At 65.3% G+C, this 15,440-nt stretch carries 13 protein-coding genes; 9 read left to right on the top strand and 4 right to left on the bottom strand.

Annotated features, from left to right (window positions below):
- Positions 1 to 1,096: DUF3095 domain-containing protein (locus tag FEZ63_RS23405; protein ID WP_150949583.1), on the top strand; the 1,096-nt coding region annotated here is incomplete at its 5' end.
- Here FEZ63_RS23405 and FEZ63_RS23410 read toward each other — a convergent pair.
- From FEZ63_RS23410 to FEZ63_RS23420, 3 genes are all read right to left on the bottom strand, one after another.
- Complete coding sequence (locus tag FEZ63_RS23410) at positions 1,097 to 2,065, bottom strand: bifunctional riboflavin kinase/FAD synthetase (protein ID WP_150949585.1); 969 nt, start codon at positions 2,063 to 2,065, stop codon at positions 1,097 to 1,099. It lies immediately after the preceding gene.
- 69 nt (positions 2,066 to 2,134) lie between these two features.
- The gene (locus FEZ63_RS23415; protein WP_150949587.1) at positions 2,135 to 3,016 is read right to left on the bottom strand and encodes a TIGR01459 family HAD-type hydrolase; all 882 of its coding nucleotides are present in this window, start codon (positions 3,014 to 3,016) and stop codon (positions 2,135 to 2,137) included.
- 52 nt (positions 3,017 to 3,068) lie between these two features.
- Positions 3,069 to 4,424: an EAL domain-containing protein gene (locus FEZ63_RS23420; protein ID WP_150949589.1), complete on the bottom strand. Its 1,356-nt coding sequence runs from the start codon at positions 4,422 to 4,424 to the stop codon at positions 3,069 to 3,071.
- A gap of 237 nt (positions 4,425 to 4,661) precedes the next feature.
- Between FEZ63_RS23420 and aptA the strand changes: the two genes are divergently transcribed.
- From aptA to FEZ63_RS23450, 6 genes are all read left to right on the top strand, one after another.
- The gene (gene aptA / locus FEZ63_RS23425; RefSeq protein WP_150949591.1) at positions 4,662 to 6,008 is read left to right on the top strand and encodes an omega-aminotransferase AptA; all 1,347 of its coding nucleotides are present in this window, start codon (positions 4,662 to 4,664) and stop codon (positions 6,006 to 6,008) included.
- A gap of 316 nt (positions 6,009 to 6,324) precedes the next feature.
- Positions 6,325 to 7,806, top strand: a complete 1,482-nt coding sequence (gene hisS / locus FEZ63_RS23430) for a histidine--tRNA ligase (protein WP_150949593.1) — start codon at positions 6,325 to 6,327, stop codon at positions 7,804 to 7,806.
- 192 nt (positions 7,807 to 7,998) lie between these two features.
- Positions 7,999 to 8,493: a hypothetical protein gene (locus FEZ63_RS23435; RefSeq protein ID WP_150949596.1), complete on the top strand. Its 495-nt coding sequence runs from the start codon at positions 7,999 to 8,001 to the stop codon at positions 8,491 to 8,493.
- A 102-nt stretch (positions 8,494 to 8,595) separates the two neighbouring features.
- Positions 8,596 to 9,696: an ATP phosphoribosyltransferase regulatory subunit gene (locus FEZ63_RS23440; protein WP_150949597.1), complete on the top strand. Its 1,101-nt coding sequence runs from the start codon at positions 8,596 to 8,598 to the stop codon at positions 9,694 to 9,696.
- A complete protein-coding gene (gene hisG / locus FEZ63_RS23445; protein ID WP_150949599.1) occupies positions 9,693 to 10,667 on the top strand; it encodes an ATP phosphoribosyltransferase in 975 nt (324 codons plus the stop codon). The genes FEZ63_RS23440 and hisG overlap by 4 nt, the downstream gene beginning before the upstream one ends.
- A gap of 129 nt (positions 10,668 to 10,796) precedes the next feature.
- Positions 10,797 to 11,273, top strand: a complete 477-nt coding sequence (locus tag FEZ63_RS23450; RefSeq protein WP_150949601.1) for an META domain-containing protein — start codon at positions 10,797 to 10,799, stop codon at positions 11,271 to 11,273.
- 70 nt (positions 11,274 to 11,343) lie between these two features.
- Here the strand turns inward: FEZ63_RS23450 and FEZ63_RS23455 are convergent, their stop codons facing one another.
- A complete protein-coding gene (locus FEZ63_RS23455) occupies positions 11,344 to 13,440 on the bottom strand; it encodes an ABC transporter ATP-binding protein/permease (RefSeq protein WP_150949603.1) in 2,097 nt (698 codons plus the stop codon).
- A gap of 238 nt (positions 13,441 to 13,678) precedes the next feature.
- On the opposite strand from FEZ63_RS23455, the gene FEZ63_RS23460 reads away from it, so the two are divergent.
- Together FEZ63_RS23460 and FEZ63_RS23465 are read left to right on the top strand one after the other, a co-directional pair.
- Positions 13,679 to 14,773 (top strand): methionine ABC transporter ATP-binding protein, encoded by a 1,095-nt coding sequence (locus FEZ63_RS23460; protein ID WP_150949605.1) that lies wholly within the window; start codon positions 13,679 to 13,681, stop codon positions 14,771 to 14,773.
- On the top strand, positions 14,763 to 15,428 hold the full coding sequence (locus tag FEZ63_RS23465) for a methionine ABC transporter permease (protein WP_150949607.1): 666 nt from the start codon (positions 14,763 to 14,765) through the stop codon (positions 15,426 to 15,428). The genes FEZ63_RS23460 and FEZ63_RS23465 overlap by 11 nt, the downstream gene beginning before the upstream one ends.
- Positions 15,429 to 15,440 lie beyond the last annotated feature (12 nt).

Below are 15,440 nucleotides of genomic sequence, written 5' to 3' on the forward strand. Positions count from 1 at the left end.
CTTTGAAAACCTGACCGACCCCTCGATCTACACGGCGCTGCCAGCCGGGTGGCTGATCGGCACCTCCGACATCGTGCGATCGACGGCTGCCATCGAGGCCGGGCGGTACAAGGTCGTCAACACGGCGGCGGCCGCGGTGATCGTCGCTGTTGCCAACGCCTTGAAAAATCACGACTTCCCGTTCGTCTTCGGTGGCGATGGCGCCGGCTTCGCCCTGCCGCCGGAGCTTCGACCGCTGGCGGCCGAGGCTCTCGCCAACGTGGCGGGCTGGGTGCGCGATGAATTCAGCCTCGAATTGCGGGTCGCCCTCGTCTCGGTCGACGAGTTGCGCGCACGGGGCCTCGACGTTCAGGTGGCGCGGTTCGCCCCATCGCCCAACGTTTCCTACGCGATGTTCACGGGCGGCGGCTTGGCTTACGCAGAGCGCCAGATGAAGGCCGGGGAGTTTGCCGTGGCACCGGCCCCGCGCGGCGCACGGCCCGACCTCAATGGCCTCTCCTGCCGCTTCGAGGAAATCAGGGCCGAGAACGGGTTGATCCTTTCGCTGATCGCGATCCCGGCCTCGCCCAACGTGGATCAGGCGGACTTCAACCACTTGATCGGCGACGTGCTGCGGCTGGCCGAAGGGCGCAACGGAGCGAGCCGCCCGGTTCCCGATGGCGGACCGTCGATGCTCTCGCCGTTCAGGGGCTTCGATATCGAGAAGAAGACGCTGCAGAATCCGGGACTTATGGCCGCGACGCGACTCGCCGTCAGAAGGCTGATCTCCTTCGCGATCTTCAAGTCGAATCGCCGCGTCGGCACGTTCGATCCCACGACCTACCGCCAGCAGCTCGTCGACAACACCGATTTCCGCAAGTTCGACGACGGCCTGCGCATGACGCTCGATTGCACGCCCGCATTGGCCGACGATCTGGAGCGGCTCCTGATCGACGCCGAACAGAGGGGCATCGCCCGCTATGGCATGCACCGGCAGGACGCCGCGCTCATGACCTGCTTCGTCCCCTCGGCCACGCGCAGCGACCATATCCATTTCGTCGACGGCGCCATGGGCGGGTATGCGATGGCGGCGCGGGCGCTGAAGCCGGCCGCCTGATCAGCCGATCATCGAGAGGGTGCTGTCGCGCGCCAGGATCGCCCTCGCCTCCCGCGCGTCCAGATCCATCCGCGCGATGAGGGGCTCGATCCCGTCGAACTTTTCCTCACCGCGGATCCAGCCTGCGAATTCCACGTCGATCTCGCGGCCGTAAAGATCTCCCGCATAGTCGAAGAGGTGGACCTCCAGGAGCGGTGCGCCATTGTCGAAAGTCGGCCGCCGCCCGAAGCTCGCCACCCCGTCGATGAGGGCCCCGTCCACGCATGCCCGGACCGCATAGATGCCGTGGCGTAGGCGGCAATCCTCGGGAAGGCGCATGTTGGCGGTCGGGTAGCCGAGTTCGCGCCCGCGCTTCTCGCCATGCCGGACCTCGGCCCGAACGAACCAGCGGTAGCCGAGCAGCCGGTTTGCCTCGCCGATCCGACCCTCCTCCAACGCCTGGCGGATCGCGCTGGACGACACCGGCTCCGTGCCCTCGGTCACCGCAGGCGCCACATGGCAGTCGAGACCGCGCGCGCCGCACAGGTGGCGCATGATGGCGGGTGTTCCGGTCCGGCCGTGGCCGAAGTGAAAATCGTAACCGATCATCACGCCCGACAATTTGAGGTCCCGGGCCAGCAGATCGACAAAGCCTTCCGCGTCCAGTGCGGCGAATTCGCGATCGAAGGCGCGCACGAACACCCCCGACAAACCCAAGCGCGCGAGGATCGCCAGTTTGATGGGTTCCGGCGTCAGGCGGAACATCGGCTTGTCGGGCTGGAAGAATGAGCGGGGATGCGGCTCGAAAGTCAAAACGGCGCTGGGGCGTTTCAACCCCAGCGTCAAGCGGATCAGCTGCTGGTGCCCGCGATGAACGCCGTCGAAATTGCCGATCGCCGCGACCGCGCCCACGAGACGCGGCGGCACCGGTTCGCCGTCACGGCAGACGGAGAATGTGGGCGAATTCGGCGAAAGCGGATTCTGCAGCATGGATTGAAATCAGGTGCCTCAGCGGCCGCGACCGTGTCGAAAACCCGCCCGGAGGTCAAGCGACGGCGTTTATGCCGCCCAGGACAGGGTGGTGGTGATCGCCTGCGGCCGCGCCGCTTGGCGATCCACCCAATCCTGCACATGTTGCGATACCAGCGCGCCCTGATGCAGGTTGAGTTCCTCGGCGTGAATGCCGCGGGCGATCAGGAGCGAGTCGATCCCGAATGCGACGGCACCCGCAATATCCGTGCGGATCGCGTCGCCGATCGCCAGCACGCGCGATTTCGCGATCTCGTGTCCGGCAAGCGCGGCGGCCTTTGCGACAGCGCGCTCATAGATCGGAACGTGCGGCTTGCCCGCATAATAGACCGGCCCGCCCAATTCTTCGTAGGCAAGCCCGATCGCCCCCGCGCAGGGGATGATCATGTGGCCACGCTCGACGAGCAGGTCCGGGTTGGCGCAAATCATCAGCAGATTACGCCGCAACATGGCCTCGAGCCGGAGCAGGTAGTCTGCGGCGGTCTCCCGTTCGTCGTTTTCCAACCCGGTACAGACGACGTAATCCGCCTCCTCGATGGTGCCGAAGCGGATGCCGAGGTCGGCAAACATCGGCAAGTCGCGTTGCGGGCCGATGTGGTGCACCACCTGTCGCAGCCGCTCCTCAATGGCAAGCCGGGTCAGATCGCCGGATGTCACGATGGCATCGTAGGCGGATCGAGGAATGCCGAACCCATCGAGCTGCGTGGCGACAGAAGCGCCCGGGCGCGGCGCGTTGGACACCAGGACGACGTGACCGCCGCCGCCGCGAAACCGCGTCAGCGCTTCGCCCGCGGCCTCATAGGCCTTCACGCCGTTATGCAGCACGCCCCAGATATCGCAGAGCACGAGGTCGTAGCGGTTGGCCAAGGGCTGCAGGCCCTCGACAAGCGCGGGGCGAAAGGGGGCGGTCATGACATCTCGCTGGCTGTTTCAGCCGGGCGGGTAGGCTCTTGGCGCCGCCGAGTCAACCGGCGCGGCGAAGATCGGAGGGCCCGACCTGCCCCGCTTCAAGCACCTCGGCGCGAACCGCGCGCGGGGGTGCGAAGACGAAACCCTGGGCCAGCGGGATGCAGAGGTCGATGAGGGTCGGCACCATGTCTTCATGCTCGACCCGGTCCGCGATCAGCTTGATGCCTGCCCGGCGCAGGGTGACGGCGAAATCGCGCACGCTGATTTCGGCTTCGTTGTCGGCAGCAGCCGTGGCAATCAGCATGTCGGCCGGCAGCTTGAGGAAGCGGATTCCGCGATCCGAGAGGGCGCGGGCGTCGAACGCCAGATCCGGCGCCTGATCGAGGGACAACGACAGGCCGCGATTCCCCAGGCCTGAGAACGCTTCCTTCTGGTCGCCATCGAGACTGCGCCAGCAGCGTTGCGACAATTCGAGCACGATCTTGCCGGCGATATCCGGCGCGGACGCGGCGAGCGCCATGAGAGAGTCGAGGAAACCCGCATCCCTGACCGAGCGAGGCGACAGATTGACCGCCACGATCGCTTCGCTGCGGCGGGCCACGAGGTGGCGCGCGACCGCGATGGCGCGTGTCAGGACGCGGCGGTCGAATTCCGGCGCGCGGCCGAGCCGTTCGAGATGCGACAGAAACTCGGCCGGAGCCAGAAGGGTGCCGTCTTCGAGCCGCAGGCGGGCCAGCGCTTCGTAAAAGCGCACCTTGCGCTGCGGCAGCGCAACGACCGGCTGCAGATGCAGCTCGACCCGATCCGCCTCGAACGCCTGGGTGACCAATCGTGTGCGCCGAATCTCGCTCTCGCTCTCCGCGGGGCGAACCGGCAGGAGCGACGGATCGGGCTGGAGGGCGATCTGTGGGGCGGCTGTCGCCGCCGCTCGGCGCTCGGGGACGATCTTCAGGGAGGGGCGTTCTGCCTCCCCATCCTTGGGCGAAAGCTGCAGGCTGTCCTTGAGATCCGACACGTCGCGGTGCTGGGCCGCGACGTTGCGGGCAAGTTCGCGCACCACGCCACCCAGAAGACCCACCGTGCCCGTCACCTCGGCCATGGTCGAGCGCAGCACGGGAGAGCCGGGGTTCGGCATGCGCGCCTGCTGCTCCAGACGCAGCAAGCGGCTGGCTAGAAAATCGAGTTCCTGAGAATTCCGAAGCGCGTTTTTTGCCGCCGCACCGGCCTTTTGCCACGCTGCTGCCAGGGCCGTGAGAGCCGCCACATGAAACAGCATGAGCGCGACCGTTGCCGCGGCAATCTCGGTCGCATAGGCGATCACGACGAGCGCGGCAGCGGCGGTCAATCCGCCTGCGACCAGCCTGGCTTCACCCGTTTCGAGCCATTTGCGATGTCTGACTGTTTCAACCATGGGTGTCCCCGGTCCCGTGGTTCGGCTTTCCCCTTGGAAAGACCGGCGAATCACCGTTGTGACGATGTTGTCCGACGGCGGCTGCGATCGCAAGAGTCGCGCCTTACGTAAACCGCCTTTTCACACGATTTGCGGGCGCCGCATGAGCCTCTTGAACAGGCGAGCGCAGACTTCTTTTGCGGCCGCCCGAAACGGCTGATACGGTCGGAATGGACACCATTCTGACCAGGGACCGACATGACCGCCCATTCAGCTCGCGCCGCCAACGACATCGCCGCCCCTAACGATCTCGATGCTTGGTGGCTTCCGTTTACGGCCAACCGCTCCTTCAAGCAGCGCCCGCGCATGATCGCTCGCGCCAAGGGCATGTACTATTACACGCCCGAGGGCCGGGAGGTCATCGATGGCGCGGCAGGTTTGTGGTGCTGCAATGCGGGCCATAACCGGGACGAGATCACGGCCGCAATCCAAAAACAGGCGGCCGAACTCGATTATTCGCCGGCCTTCCAGTTCGGTCATTCGGGCGGTTTCGCGATCGCGTCCCGCATCGCCCAGCTGGCGCCCGGCGATCTCGACCATGTGTTCTTCTGCAATTCCGGCTCTGAGGCCGCCGACACCGCGCTGAAGATCGCGCTGGCCTATTGGAACGTCACCGGCCAGGGCAGCCGCACGCGGCTCATCGGCCGCGAGCGCGGCTATCACGGTGTCGGCTTCGGCGGCATCTCGGTCGGCGGCATCGTCAAGAACCGCCAGTTCTTCGGCACCCTGCTGGCCGGCGTCGATCACCTGCCGCATACCTATAACCGCGCCGAACAGGCCTTTTCGCGCGGCGAGCCGGAATGGGGCGCGCATCTGGCGGACGATCTCGAGCGCATTGTTGCGCTTCATGACGCTTCCACCATTGCGGCCGTGATCGTCGAGCCGATGGCGGGTTCCACCGGCGTGCTGCCGCCGCCGAAGGGTTATCTCCAGCGCCTGCGCCAGATTTGCGACAAATACGGCATCCTGCTGATCTTCGACGAGGTCATTACCGGCTTCGGACGCCTCGGCACCGCCTTCGCGGCCGAGCGTTACGGCGTCATCCCGGACATGATCACCTTCGCCAAGGGCGTCAATTCGGGCACCGTGCCGATGGGCGGCGTCGTTGTCCGCAAGGGCCTCTACGACGCCTTCATGAAGGGCCCGGAGAACATGATCGAACTGTTCCACGGCTATACGTATTCGGGCCATCCGCTCGCCTGCGCGTCGGCCCTGGCAGCCCAGGATATCTATCGCGACGAAAAGCTGTTCGAGCGCGCCAAGACCCTGGAGCCGATCTGGGCCGATGCGATCCACGGCCTGAAGGACCTGCCGAACGTCCTCGATATCCGCACTATCGGGCTGGTAGGCGCCATCGACCTCGCGTCCCGCCCGGATGCGGTCGGCGCGCGCGCCTTCGAGGCAATGGACCGGGGATTCAACGAAGGCCTCATGATGCGCATCACCGGAGACACCCTGGCGCTGTCGCCGCCGCTCATCGTCACCGAGGAACAGATCGGCGAAATTGCCGACAAGCTCGCGAAGGTGATCCGCGCGGTCGCGTAGGGGTCTCTCAGGATGAGGAACGTGGTCCCATAGTCTCCTCGTGAGGAAGCGCGACAGCGCTGTCTCGAAGGACGAGGCGTCTCCAGTGACCGCTGGAGGATCCTTCGAGACGGCCTGCGGCCTCCTCAGGATGAGGTGGGACACGCGGGACCGCATTGTTTTCGCCGACCCCATAGCTCATCCTGAGGGACGCGTAGCGGGCATCTCGAAGGACGAGGCGTCTCCAGGAGCGCTCGGCCGCAACGCTTGCTCCCCTTGGCTTCGCGGGGTAGGACGCGGCATGCTCTTTTGTTGAAAAGAAACGGCCACCCCGAACATGTCCAAAGCCGACACAATCAAGGCTCGCGCGCCGCGCGGCTTCGCCGATCGCGGCCCGGCCGATCTTGCCGCCTCCGAGCGGATGCTCGCCAAGATCCGCGAGACCTTCGAGCTTTACGGGTTCGACGGCGTCGAGACATCGTTCGTCGAATATACCGAAGCGCTGGGCAAGTTCCTGCCGGATCAGGATCGGCCGAACGAAGGCGTGTTCTCGTTCCAGGACGACGACGAGCAATGGCTGTCGCTGCGCTATGATCTGACGGCGCCGCTGGCGCGCTTCGTGGCGGAGAATTTCGACGCGCTGCCGAAGCCCTATCGCAGCTACCGCGCCGGCTGGGTCTTCCGCAACGAAAAGCCGGGACCGGGCCGCTTCCGCCAGTTCATGCAGTTCGACGCCGATACGGTGGGCTCGGCTTCAGTCGCGGCCGATGCCGAGATGTGCATGATGGCGGCGGACACGCTCGACAACCTCGGGCTCGCGGGTCAGTACGTCATCAAGATCAACAACCGGAAGGTGCTCGACGGCGTGCTCGAAGCCATCGGCATCGCGGGCGAAGGCCAAGCTGGGCAGCGGCTCACCGTGCTGCGCGCCATCGACAAGCTGGACCGGCTTGGCGCCGACGGGGTCGCCCAGTTGCTCGGGGAAGGCCGCAAGGACGAAAGTGGCGACTTCACCAAAGGAGCCGGGCTCTCTCCCGCAGCGACCGAACGTGTCCTCGCCTTCACCCAAGCGCAGGGCGCGACCGGCGCCGAGACCATTGAAAACCTCCGCAAGGTGGTGAGCGGATCGGCCCGGGGCGAGGAAGGAGCGACGGAGTTGGCGGAGATCGCAGCCCTTGTCGAGACCTCCGGCTATGCCGATCGCGTCATCATCGACCCCTCCGTGGTCCGCGGCCTCGAATATTACACCGGCCCCGTCTATGAGGCCGAGCTGACCTTCCAGGTTCAGGACGAGGACGGACGTCCGGTCCGTTTCGGCTCGGTCGGCGGTGGCGGGCGGTATGACGGGCTGGTCGGCCGTTTCCGGCCGGAGCCGGTTCCGGCGACAGGCTTCTCCATTGGCGTGTCGCGCCTATTCTCGGCCCTGAAGGCGGTCAAAAGTCCCATCGTCTCGGGCAGCGAGCAGCCGGGCCCGGTGGTGGTGCTCGTCATGGACAAGGACCAGGTCGCCTCCTATCAGCGCATGGTCTCGACCTTGCGCAAGGCCGGCATCCGGGCGGAATTCTATCTCGGCTCGTCGGGCATGAAGGCGCAGATGAAGTATGCCGACAAGCGCAACAGCCCTTGCGTCATCATTCAGGGCTCGAACGAGCGCGAGCGCGGCGAGGTCGAGATCAAAGACCTGATCGAGGGTGCGAAGGCGGCCGCGGCCATGGGCTCCAACGCCGAATGGAAAGCCGCCCGCCCGGCACAGTTTTCGGTGGCCGAGGACAAGCTGGTGGACGCGGTGCGGGACGTCCTGTCCCGCCATTTCGGCTAGAGTCGGATTCCGTTTCTTCGAATCTGATCCGGCTCTATCTCTTTGTTTTGGCGCATGATCTTTCGGCGAACCGGTAGCCACTTCGCCGGATCAGGCTCTAAGATCGAGCGCTTTCACTTCTCGCCGGTCGTGGTGGAACCGAAGGGCGGTCCTGCCTGTTGATATGCAAGCTTGACCATCAGGAGAGACATCGTGCCGAAAGCCAAGACGGATACGAAGAAGACCGGCGGGAAATCCAAAAAGAAGGATTCCGGCGCGAAACTGTCCAAGGCCTTTCGCAATTTCGGTCCGATCAAGGAACTGATGAACTCGGATCTTGGCCGCGAGATTCTGGCCGACGTCCTCGTTGCGGCAGCCGGCGCCGCCGCGGTCGCGCTCACCAAGAGCCGCAGCGGCAAGAAGGCCGGAGTGGCTGCTGCCGATGCCGGCACGGCGGCGAAGGACGCAGCACGGGACGCCGTCCAGACCGCGGCCGGCGCGGTCGCCAATGTGGTCACGGATGCGGCTCGCCATTTCCTCCCCGCCTCGCTTCTGGCCGACGATCAAAAGCCCGCGGAGACCCGTCCGGAGGCAGCCCGTCGCCGCGCAACCCCCAAGCCGAAGCCGGCTGCAGGTTCGGCGACGCCGAAGAAGCGCAAGGCCGCCGCGCGCAAGACGTCCGCCGCGCACACGATTGCCGAGACCTGATCCGCCGAGGATCCCTCCGTTCACCCTGCTTTCCGAAAACGGTCGCCTTCCCGGCAAAGCGTTGCTAGAGAGCATGCCGGATAAAGGACCAGAGCGACGCCAGTGACGGAGACGGATGCCATTGTTGCGCTGATCACGCTTTTCGAGCGTGAGGGATATGCGCGGGTCGAGCCGGCCGTGCTGCAGCCGGCCGACGTGTTCGTGGATCTGTCCGGCGAGGACATCCGCCGCCGCATGTTCGTGACGCAGGACGCCTCCGGGGCCGAACTGTGCCTGCGGCCCGAATACACGATTCCCGTCTGTCTTCAGCATCTCCATACCCACGGCGCGGAGCCGGCCGGCTACAGCTATGGCGGGCCCGTGTTTCGGATGCGGCCCGGCGAGAGCGGCGAATTCATGCAGGCCGGCCTCGAATCCATCGGCCGCCCGGATGCGTCCGCCGCCGATGCGGAAATCCTCGGCGTCGCACTGGAAGGCCTGGAGCATCTGGGCCTGACCCCGTCGCCTACGGTCAAGCTCGGCGATATGGGATTGCTCAATGCGCTCATCGAGGCGCTCGGTATTCCTCCCGCGGCTAGACGACGGGTCATCCGCGCCATCGTCTCGGGCCAAGGGCTCGATAGCCTGACGGATACCGAGGGGCAGAGCCAGATCGGGCACGCCGGGTTGCTGGCTGCCATCGAGGGCCAGGCCCCGCACGCCGCCAAGGCCTTCGTCGAGGACATCCTGTCGATCGCGGGCATCGCCCGCGTCGGCGGCCGGAGCGCTGGCGAGATCGCCGAGCGCTTCCTTGCCCGGGCCGCCAACCGGACCGGATTGCCGGACGAATCGAGGATGGTGATCGAGCGCTATCTCGCGATTTCGGGCGATCCCGATCAGGCGGCGCTCGCCATCGGCGATCTGGCCCAAGCGACCGGCCTTGACCTGAACGCGCCGTTGCGGGCATTCGAGGAACGCACCGGCTTCATGGCGGCGCGCGGCCTCGACGTCGAGCGCTTCTCGTTCTCGGCCGCGTTCGCGCGCAATCTCGATTACTATACGGGCTTCATCTTCGAGGTGCAGGATCCGCGCCGCACGGACGGCAAGCCGATCGTCGGCGGCGGTCGTTACGATGGCCTTCTCCAGCACCTTGGCGCCAAAGCCCCCATCGCGGCGGTCGGCTGCTCGTTCTGGCTCGACCGCATCGTGGAAATGCCCAGATGACCGAATCCCCTCTCATCCTGGCCGTACCGTCCAAGGGGCGGCTTCAGGAAAACGCGGCGGCGTTCTTCGCCCGCGCCGGTCTTGTGTTCGCGCAATCACGCGGGGCGCTCGATTATCGCGGCACCCTCAAGGGGGTTCCCGACGTGGAGGTCGCCTTCGTGTCGGCCTCCGAGATCGTCAACCAACTCGCCACCGGCGCCGCGCATCTGGGCATCACGGGGGAAGATCTGATCCGCGAGCAGATCCCCGATGCCGACGTGGCGGTCGAGATGCTGACGCCTTTGGGCTTCGGCCACGCCAACGTGATCGTGGCGGTGCCGCAGGCCTGGATCGATGTGCGCAACATGGCCGATCTCGAAGAGGTCGCGGCCGATCTTCGCGTCCGTCAGGGCCGCAAGATGCGGGTGGCGACGAAATATCTGAATCTGACCCGCCGGTTCTTCGCCGAAAAAGGCGTCGCCGATTACCGGATCGTCGAGAGCCTCGGAGCGACCGAAGGGGCGCCGGGTGCAGGTTCGGCCGAGCTGGTCGTGGACATTACCACCACCGGCGCGACGCTCGCGGCCAACGCGCTGAAGATTCTCGACGATGGCCTGATCCTGCGCTCCGAGGCCAATCTCGTTGCCTCGACGCGGGCGCCCTGGTCCCCTCGCGCGCGGCGGGCCGCCACTGCCGTGCTGACCCGCATTGCGGCCGAGGAAGAGGCCCGCACCAGCCGCGAGGTGCGCGCCAGCCTCGATCCGGCCCGCGCGTCCTCGCTCCCCGCGCTCCTGCGCGAGTTCGACGCCACTCTGCCCTATGGCGATCCCTTGGGGCGGGAAGTCGTGCTTCATTGCCGCAACGCGGTCGTATTCGAGATCGTTGCCGGCCTGCAGGCGCTCGGCGCGCAGGACATCACCGTGCGGACCTTCGACTATCTGTTTCGCCCCACCAACGCCCTGACGGAACGGCTCCTGCGCCGTCTCGGTTGAGCTTGGCCCCTTTCATGCGGGCTTCATTTTATGTGTGCTTGAACACGGCCTGTACCACAAAGCCGACCGGGGCGTTGCCTCTACGGCAAAGCCCCCTTATGGTCCGGCGTTTCGACGAATGAGGTTCTGATGAACGCGCTACGCCTTGCGGCGCTCTTGGCCGCCTTTGCTGCCGTGCCGGCAGCCTACGCACAGAGTTCGACGGTTATCGGTCGGCCCGCAGGACCGACGCGCGGGGTGGACACCAAGGTCCCTCAGCCCGGCCAGCAGGACAAGATCTTCCCCCTCGGGTCGACCTGGGTGGCGGTAAGCTTGAACGGCAAAGCTTTTAGCGGCGAACGCCCGACCTTCGCCCTGGACGACCAGCTTCGGGCCCGCGGCTTCGGGGGCTGCAACAACTATTCGGCGACCAGCTACCCGCTGCGCGAACAAAGTCTCGCCGTCGGACCGTTCGCCCTCACCAAGAAAGCCTGCGACAAGAGCGCCATGGCCTCCGAACAGGCCTTCCTCGTTGCGCTGCGCACCGCGGCCAAGTGGGACATCGTCGGTTCGACCCTCACCATCAAGACCCAAAGCGGCGAATTGAAATTCGAGCGGTCGCTCTGATTTTCCTGAGCGCCGGCGTTTAAAAAGGCGAAGCGGATCATCGCTTCGCCTTTTGCTTTTTTGGACCTGCCTATTTTGCAGCCGCGGTCTCGCGCTTTTCGACCGGTGAGAAAAGTCCGTCCGCGCCCTTTTGCATGCCGATACTGCGATCATGGAACGCCGCCAGCGTCGAGCGATGGCCGATCGACACGATCGTGGTTCCGGGCAGCGTCTTCTTCAACACGAGGTAGATTTCAGCTTCCGTCGGCTCGTCGAGCGCCGCCGTCGCCTCGTCGAGCAGCAGCCAATCGGGCTTTGCCAGAAGCGCGCGAGCAATGGCGAGACGCTGCTGTTCGCCGAGCGAGAGCGTCTGCGCCCAAGCGCGCTCCTCATCGAGCTTGTCGACCAGCGCCGGCAGTTTCGCCGCCGTCAACGCCGCCTTGATGGCCGCATCGTCGTAATCGCCGTGCATGCCCGGATAGGTGATGGCCGCGCGCAAGGTCCCGATGGGGATATAGGGGCGTTGCGGGAGCAGCATCATGGACTGCCCCGCCGGAACATCGACCACCCCCTTGCCGAACGGCCAAATTCCCGAAATGGCGCGGAAAAGCGTGGACTTGCCCGAGCCCGAGGGACCCGTCAGGAGCGTGGCCTCGCCATGCTTGAAGCTCACGTCGTCGGCGCGCATCAACGCGCGACCGTCCGGAAGCGCGACCTCGAGATCCGACACCAGTAGGTCCGGCCCCGTGGAGGCGGATTCCGTCACCTGAACCCCCTTGCCGGATTCCCGACGAACGCCGCTGATCGCCGCCTCGAAGGTCGTGAGACGGTCGATCACCGCCTTGTAGCTCGCGATGGTCGAGTAGGAGGTGATGAAGAACGTCAGCGCCCCCTGCACGCTCGAGAAGGCGCCCACCGTCTGCTGCATCTGACCCAGCGTGATCTTGTCGATGAAGTAGTAGGGCGCGGTCAGGATGTAGGGGACCACCACGTTGGCCTGAAAATAGGCCGACTGGAAAATCGTGAGATGCATGACGCGCCGCACGATCTGCATGAAGTTCTCGACGATCATGCCGAAGCGCCGCCCGAGTGCCTGCTTCTCCGCCTCCTCGCCGTCGAGAAGCGCGATCTGCTCGGTGTATTCGCGCAACCGGGCGAGGGAGAAGCGGTAATCCGCCTCCACTTTCTCCTGCCGGAAGTAGAGCCCGATCAGCGGCCGACCTATCACGTGCGTCAGCCATGTGCCGAAGAGCGCATAAAGGATCGCGACCCAGACCAGCAGCCCCGGGACCGGAATGTCCGTCCCCGGCAGTGTGAAATCTCGCGACAACGTCCAAAGAATCGCGACGAACGACACCAGCGTGGCCGATTGGTTCAACAAACCGATCGACAGGGTGTAGGTCTGGTCGACGTAATTGCGCAGGTCGTCGGCGATGCGCTGGTCGGGGTTGTCCGCCTCGCGCCCGACAAGCTGCATGCGGTAGTGCGTGCCGTCATCGAGCCACTCGCTGACGTAGAGCCCGTTGAGGAACGAGCGCCAGCGGATACGCAGCACGTATTGCGAGACGATCTCGACCAGCGCGACCGACACAAAGACCGTCGCCAGCGGCACGAAGATCCAGAACAGCTGGTACCAGAAGGCCGGACCGTCCTTGACCTGCAGCGCGTTGAACATGTCGCGGCCGAAGAAGTTGAGCCGGACGCTGAGCGCGACCTGAAACAGGTTGAGCGCCACCAGCGCCGCGAGCAGCGCGGTTCCGATCCTACCTTCCGAAGCGCGGACTGTCCCGATCAGCGGGACATTGATCTCGCTCATCGCCTGGGAGTCGAAGTAACGATCCGCGAGGGTCATGATGGTGCGGATGACCGGAATGCGCGAGACGCCATAGATGAGGAAGGCGAAGATGGTGCCGCCGGCCAGCATGGAGGCTGGCGGAACATAAGCCGCAAGATCCTCCGAGATCCACCCGAAGGCGTCGAAGAGGATCATCAGCACGAGGATGACTTCGACCCCCGCGAGAACGCCGTTGAAGACCTTGAGGAACTTCGGCATCGAGGCGGAAAGGTATAAGGCTGCGCCAAGCCCCAGCACCGAAGCCGGGACGAGCAGCGAAAGAGGCACGCCGCTGAACCGGAGCGCAAACAGAGCAAGACCCGCAAGTCCCGCCGCAAGGCTAGCCTTCACCATCAGATAATCCCAAAAATCTTTCGCCGAACGGCGGCCACTGGTTCTAGTCGGTCCGGGCCGAAACTATCAACCACGCAGGGCCATTGCCCGTCCAGATGGCGAAGATAAGGGCGAAACTTCACTTTGTTGCGACGAGCGCCCGTTCGTAAAAACAAACAATCCGATCAAAAGAACGATATAGTTGACAAAACGAACAGAATGGAGCATTTCTGATGTCCACGGAGAAAGTGCCGCCGACATGAATGCCGCCACTGGATATCTCGACCCTCAGGGCCACCAGCGATTGGTGCCAGCCGAGCAGATTGTCCGGCTCGAGGGCGTATCAAAAACCTTTGCCGGTCGTCACGGCGCGCCGGTCACGGCGCTCGAGGGCATCGATCTGGCGGTGCCGCAGGGCTCGGTCCTCGGCGTGATCGGCCGCTCCGGCGCCGGCAAGTCCACGCTCATTCGCCTCGTGAACGGGCTTGAGAAGCCGAGTTCCGGCCGCGTCATCGTCGACGGCGCGGACATCGCGGCCTTGCCGGAGGCCGCCCTCCGCCATGCCCGCCGTTCCATCGGCATGATCTTCCAGCATTTCAACCTGCTCTCGTCGCGCACAGCGGCCGACAACATCGCCCTGCCGCTCGAAGTCGCGGGATTCGACAAGGCCGCGATCAAGTCGCGGGTCGGGGAATTGCTGGCGCTCGTCGGCCTCTCCGACAAGCACAACCGCTATCCGGCCGAACTCTCAGGGGGGCAGAAGCAGCGCGTCGGCATCGCCCGCGCGCTGGCAACCAATCCCAAGGTCCTGTTGTCGGACGAGGCGACCTCGGCGCTCGATCCCGAGACCACCCGCTCGATTCTCGACTTGCTCGCCCGCATCAACGCAGAACTCGGGCTTACCATCCTGCTGATCACACATGAAATGGCGGTCATCCGGTCCATTGCGCGCGAGGTTGCGGTGATCGAGGGCGGGCGGATCGTCGAGAAGGGCAACGTGTTCGACGTGTTCACGCGGCCGCAGCACGAAGTAACCCGGTCGTTTCTGGCGGACGAGACCGGCCGCGCGCTCCCCGCCTATGTGGCGAGCCGGATCCAGCCCGAGGCCGTGGCCGGCGGCCAGGCGATCCTGCGCATCGGCTTTCGGGGACCGCATGCGACCGACCCGGTGCTGGCGCGTCTCGCGCGCGATCTCGATATCGAGGCGAACATTCTGGCCGGATCGGTGGATGAGATCGCCGGCCGGCCGTGCGGCATTCTCGTCATCGGCGTGCCGGAGGCCTCGCTCGGCCCGACGTTGACATTCCTGAAGCAATACGGCCTGGACACGGAGGTGCTTGGCCATGTCGCCTGAGATGATCCGCCTGATCGCCGCGGCCACCGGCGAAACCCTGCTCATGGTCGCCATCGCTGCCGGCATCGGCACCTTGCTCGGACTGCCGCTCGGCGTCTTTCTGGCCACCAGCGGCAAGGGCGAATTGTTCGCGGCACCGTGGGTGAACCGCGTGCTTGGTGCGATCGTCAATGCGACGCGATCGACGCCGTTCATCATTCTGGTGGTGGCAATCATTCCGTTTACGCGCCTGATCGCCGGCACTTCGATCGGCACCAATGCGGCGATCGTGCCGCTGACCGTTGCCGCCACACCCTTCATCGCCCGTCTGATCGAGGGCTCGATCCGCGAAGTGGACCAAGGCCTCATCGAAGCGGCCCGGGCCTTTGGCGCGAGCCCGTTGCAGATCGTGCTGAAGGTGCTCATTCCGGAAGCGCTCCCGGCCATCGTCCTCGGGCTCACCCTCGCGCTGGTTTCGCTCGTCGGCTACTCGGCCATGGTCGGGGCGGTGGGCGGCGGCGGCCTCGGCGACCTTGGCATCCGCTACGGCTACCAGCGTTTCATGCCCGAGATGATGCTCGCGGTCGTGGTCGTGCTGATCGTTCTCGTCCAGGCCCTGCAAAGCCTCGGCGACCGTCTCTCGCGCCACCTCAACAAGCGCGCGCGTCAAGCCTGATCTCGTTCAAAA

The organism is Microvirga brassicacearum (genome assembly GCF_008757455.1).
Classification (GTDB): Bacteria; Pseudomonadota; Alphaproteobacteria; order Rhizobiales; family Beijerinckiaceae; genus Microvirga; species Microvirga brassicacearum.